Annotated in this window: 2 protein-coding genes; one reads left to right on the forward strand and one right to left on the reverse strand. The window is 44.0% G+C overall.

Annotated features, from left to right (window positions below):
* Positions 1–677: GAF domain-containing protein (locus F6K52_RS34205; RefSeq protein WP_293089334.1), on the forward strand; the 677-nt coding region annotated here is incomplete at its 5' end.
* A 120-nt stretch (positions 678–797) separates the two neighbouring features.
* On the opposite strand, the gene F6K52_RS34210 is transcribed toward F6K52_RS34205, so the two are convergent.
* Positions 798–2,681, reverse strand: a complete 1,884-nt coding sequence (locus F6K52_RS34210; RefSeq protein WP_293089336.1) for an ATP-binding protein — start codon at positions 2,679–2,681, stop codon at positions 798–800.
* Between the last annotated feature and the right edge of the window lie 735 nt (positions 2,682–3,416).

Consider the following 3,416-nt stretch of genomic DNA (forward strand, 5'->3'; position numbering starts at 1 on the left):
TGGCACTAATTACCTTGGCTAGCTTAACTGACCTAGACCTCCAACCAGACCAAATTCAGATGGAGTTAGTGTCATCACAGGGAACTGATGCCCCAGAAACCGTCGCTTATTTAGCCCAAAATGACCTGAAGCAACTGTTTGTTACCCTGAGTTTTCTAGCATTTTGTTCGGAAACGCGATCGCTAAATGTTGCTGCCTTAGGGCAAGCACTACGAGAGAGCACTCTGATGCAAAACGCGATGGCTGGATTGGCTGGCTGGAGTGTAATCAATCGTCAGGGGGTGATGATTTATCGCTACCCAGAAGCCCCGGAATTAGATTTAATTGGTAAAGACTATTCCGATCGCCGCTATTTTCAACAAGCTATCAAGGGACGCACGTATATATCAACAGTTTTTCGGGCGAAGAGTAACCTGTGGGTTGCAGTGGTTTCTTTACCAGTTATTGGTAACGATGGGCAGGTAGTGGGAATAGTATCTGGGGGTTTGGATTTGGCAGGAGTGCGGTCATTTCTGAGCGTGCCAGTGATTGATGACCATAAAATCAAGGGTCTCATTACCATTGCTAGTTCAGAAGCAGACGCTTTTGGTGAGGAACAATTGAAGGTTATCAGCTCACTGGCGCAACAGATTAGTAGTTCCTCAATTGAACAGGATCCGCAAGAATTGCCTAACTAGAGCAATAGCGTAGTTGGGCTACAAAGGCAGCCATAATTTTTGACTTTATAGGATTGATATTATAACCGACTTATCCACTATTGTCAACACAGCAGGAAGTAGGAGAAAAGCGCTGCATCGCTATTCCCGTTTTCCATCTATGATCGGCAACGTAATTTTAACAGTGCTACCCTTACCCTCTCCAGGACTGAACAGGGTAATACTACCTCCCATCATTTCCATTAAATTCCGGGAAATAGCTAGACCAAGCCCTGTTCCACCACATTGCCTGGTGGTCGAACCATCAAGCATAACAAAGGGACGAAATAGTTTTTGCTGTTGACTCGGATCAATACCAATACCTGTATCCTTAACAATAATCACAACCTGTGAATGAGAGGTTAGATCAGAAGCGTTGGTAACAGTTCTGTTGTTCTGAGACAGGGGTAGCGGTTCAATTCTGGTCTTAATGGTAATGCTGCCATTGTCTGTAAATTTGGTGGCGTTACCAACAACATTAATCAGAACCTGCTTGAGTTTAGCTGGATCAGCAGGTACGATAATCCCCTGATGCAAATCGCTGGTATGAAACTCCAGACCTTTCTGCTGAATGGGAACAGTCTGTAAATTTATCACTTCATCAAGCAACTCGCACAGGTAAATCGGCTCAATTTTCACTGATAATTTACCAGCTTCAATCTTCGCCATATCTAGAACGTCATTAATGATTTCCAGCAGATGCATGGCAGCATGATCAGCCCTTTGTAAAAAATCGATTTCTTCTTCTCGGTTGTCACAGAAACCATCCCGTATTAGTCGCAAACAACCAATAATGGCGTTCAGGGGAGTTCTCAGTTCATGGGAGGTATTAGCGAGGAATTCATTCTTAAACTTATTAGCAGTTTGGGCTTCTTTCCAAGTAGCTTCGAGTTCTTCTGCCCAATGTTTCATCCGTTCAATCATTCCACCGAAAGCTTCTGACAATTGGTTAACTTCCCTAATTTTGAAGTTTTGGGGTATACTGTCTTGGGAATGGAACTGAGATTGATTTAGAGCATAGTCTCTGAGTTGTTCGAGAGGACGAGCTAATTCCCGAGCAACATAAATCGTTGCCAACAGGGTTGCCCCAATCAAGCCACAGGTGAAGATCAGCAGCACTTGCTGAATTTCTTTAAGACCAGCCAAGGCAATATCAACCGGGGTAACCGCTAAGATCACCCACTTTTGACCTAGCTCAGCAGTAATCGGACTTGGAATTGAGGTATACCCAGCGGTCAATTTCACGCTGTTTTTAATCAAGTAGGATGGTTCAGCAAAATCTTGTTCCTGTGCGATCGCTCTTCCGAGAACCTTTTTGAGTCCCTCTTGTTCTTCTTCCCGATTGATATTGTCTGTGATCTTGTGTATCACTGGCTCTTGATAGTGATGAGTCAAAACTTGCCCTTGTTGGTTAATCACTACCGGATAGCTCGACAATATCTGCCGTTGTGAGGCTGGTTTCTGTAGCAGAGCTGACTGGATGATCAGGGCAAACTGGAGTTGACCTGATCGGTTATATACTGGCGCACTCAGCACTAGTTTGAGTTGACTGGTGGAGTTCGGGGGATAGACTTGGCTAGTTAAAGTTGTTGAGGGGTGTGTTGAGGAATGTTTAGGGAGTAGTATGCTTACCTCAACATCATTACGCTTAGCCAATGATTGACTTTGCTGCACCGACGATACAAAAGTCGGTCGGTTAGTTAGCAATTGGTTAGGACAAGTACTTGCGGCCATTGCTTTGCTCTGTAGCTCAATCAACTGCACACAATCGATCTGATGTGGTAACAGTTGAGCCAATTGTTCAACAAATTTTTGATAAGCAGTTGGGGATTCGGACTTTAGGGCTACAGCTTGACTGGCACTAACCAAGTTGGCTTTGAGGGCAGCAATTGACTCTTGAATCTTCTGTGCCTGGACTACAGCACTTTCCGTAAGATTTTGGCGAGCACTGTCCAACAGCAATGAGCGTGCCTTTGTGTAAGTCACATACACTCCTGTTAGTAACACTGGGACACTTAACAGCAGAAGGCGCGAAAGTAGAATGCGACGAAAGGAGGATAGACCTGGCTTAACCATAATTCGTCTGGTATTGATGGCTCAGAACAACCCAACCGCAAGATAATGGGGTTTGTTTACAATTACTCACTACAACCTTGGTACTCAGATTGATATCTCTATTCCCTCTATTTAGTTTATGGAAACTTACCGAAATAAATCCAGTTAATTTGGGTAATTTTTCTCTGCCATTCTCAACTAGGGTTCTGTCCATTTAAAGCGAGATGGGAGGACAAAGGCATACATGCATAGCTTGGACGATGGGAGTAACTCTACCAAGGATTGTCTTTGACTATCAAGACCTTCAGGGTTTGAAATCTGCGACTAGATGTGTTATTCAGAAGATTTACTAAGTTTTTTAGCGTATCTGGAAAAATAAGTCGCTCTCGCTGATGGGGTCTAGTTTGGTGCAGGTACTTTGCGAGTCCTATGGTGTGAAGTTAATTTCTCTTAAACTAAGAGACGGGATATCTGGTCATATCTCGTCTGATAACCCCCTCGATTGATAAAAGAAAACTTGAAGTTAAATACTTTAAGAAAACGGTAAAAACCTTAAGGCTTAAGGTAACAAACATTCCAGTTTCTGAGTAATTGATCGAGCGATGCAGCGCCTTCACGCGGGGGTTTCCACGGGGCTGGAGAGCGATGCAGCGCGGTCTTGGGGGT

Origin of the sequence: Moorena sp. SIO3H5 (assembly GCF_010692395.1) — a bacterium.
Classification (GTDB): Bacteria; Cyanobacteriota; Cyanobacteriia; order Cyanobacteriales; family Coleofasciculaceae; genus Moorena.